This window comes from Corallococcus sp. CA054B, assembly GCF_003611625.1.
Lineage (GTDB): Bacteria > Myxococcota > Myxococcia > Myxococcales > Myxococcaceae > Corallococcus > Corallococcus coralloides.
In genome coordinates this window covers 1-1524 of sequence record NZ_RAVY01000390.1, presented here as the reverse complement: position 1 = coordinate 1524, position 1524 = coordinate 1, and the positions used below count along the sequence as shown (strand labels likewise).

Annotated in this window: 2 protein-coding genes; one reads left to right on the top strand and one right to left on the bottom strand. The window is 66.8% G+C overall.

The annotated features are described in order from the left end of the window. Positions 1-46 precede the first annotated feature (46 nt). Positions 47-301 (bottom strand): LexA family transcriptional regulator, encoded by a 255-nt coding sequence (locus D7V80_RS40915; RefSeq protein WP_120593138.1) that lies wholly within the window; start codon positions 299-301, stop codon positions 47-49. A gap of 52 nt (positions 302-353) precedes the next feature. Here D7V80_RS40915 and D7V80_RS40910 point away from each other — a divergent pair, with 52 nt between their 5' ends. Further along, the gene (locus D7V80_RS40910) at positions 354-1493 is read left to right on the top strand and encodes an IS630 family transposase (protein ID WP_120593137.1); all 1140 of its coding nucleotides are present in this window, start codon (positions 354-356) and stop codon (positions 1491-1493) included. The last annotated feature ends 31 nt before the right edge of the window (positions 1494-1524 follow it).

Genomic DNA, 1524 nt, shown 5'->3' with positions numbered 1-1524 from the left:
CTAGTACACCGGCACAGAGGTTTTGACCGGTTGATATAGGCCCTGCCTATCGCAGGACAGGCAGGGCCTCCGGCCGCACAAGCAGTTCGATGCTACGCGCCTTGCCAGCGCTGCGCCGGATGAGGCCCAGCCGTTCAAGCTCCAGCACCATGCGGTGCACGGTGGGCGGGCTGGTACCGAAAAAGCGCTGCATGTCGGCTTCGGCCGGCGCCCGCCGGTGAATTCGCGAGTAGGCGTAGATGAAGGCCAGGTACTGGCCCTGCAGCTCGGTGAAGCGTGGGGGTTCGGAGGGAATCGACACGCGGTGCCCGTGGGTAGTCCGTCTCCACTCTTTGCTGGAGCGATGGATTCCCATGAATGTACGCCACCGGGTGACGCTCACCCCCGAGGAGAAGCAGGAGTTGAAAGCTCTGGTGGCCGGAGGCACCGCGCGCGTGCGTCACGTCAAGCGGGCCCAGGTGCTGCTGGCCGCACACGCCCGGCGCACCGACGAGGCCATCGCCAGAAGCGTGCAGGTGGGGGCCTCCACCGTCTTCCGAGTGAAGCGCCGTTTCGTGGAAGGAGGCGTCGAGCACGCGCTCTACGACAAGCAGCGCGCGGGCGCGGAGCGCAAGCTCAGTGGCAAGGAGGAAGCCTTGCTGGTAGCAACCGCGTGCTCGGGGCCTCCGGCAGGGCGGGCCCGCTGGACGCTTCAGTTACTCGCCGATGAGATGGTGCGGCTGACTGAGCACCAGGGCCTCTCGCGCGAGACGGTGCGCCGGCGATTGGAAGAAAACGAGCTGAAGCCCTGGCAGAGGCGCATGTGGTGCATCCCCAAGGTGGATGCCGAGTACGTGGCGCGCATGGAGGACGTGCTGGAGTTGTATGCGGCACCCGCCGACAAAGCACGCCCGTTGGTGTGCTTCGACGAGACGCCGGTGCAACTCATCGGCGAGGTGCGCACGCCCGTGCCCGCGGCCCCGGGACGCCCCCGCCGCTACGACTACGAATACCAGCGCAACGGCACGGCCAACCTCTTCGTTCACCTGGACGTGCACGCGGGACAGCGCCACGTGGACGTCACGCCCAGCCGCACCTCGAAGGATTTTGCGCACCAGATGCGTGCCATCGTCGATGAGCACTACCCTGACGCGGAGCGGGTGCGAGTGGTGCTCGACAACCTCTCCACCCACAGCGCGGCCGCCCTCTACGAGACGTTTCCGCCCGAGGAGGCGCGTCGGCTCCTGCGCCAGCTGGAGTTTCACTATGTGCCCAAGCACGCCAGCTGGCTGAACATGGTGGAGATTGAAATCAGCATCCTCACGCGCCAGTGCCTGGGCCGGCGACTGGGCGACGTGAAGACCCTCAAGCGCGAGGTGGCGCGTTGGCAGCGCCAGCGCAACCTCGCTCGCGCCCGCATCCACTGGCGCTTCGGCGTCGACTCCGCCCGCCAGAAGCTGGGCAAGTCCTATCCGCTGACGGCGCAGGCGGCAGTGCACAAGGCCGCCGCCTGAACCATTCAGAATCCCTGTGTCGGCGTACTAG

Bases quoted from the DNA above. Each gene is read 5' to 3' on its own strand.
- D7V80_RS40910 (WP_120593137.1), top strand. From the start codon at position 354: ATGAATGTACGCCACCGGGTGACGCTCACCCCCGAGGAGAAGCAGGAG.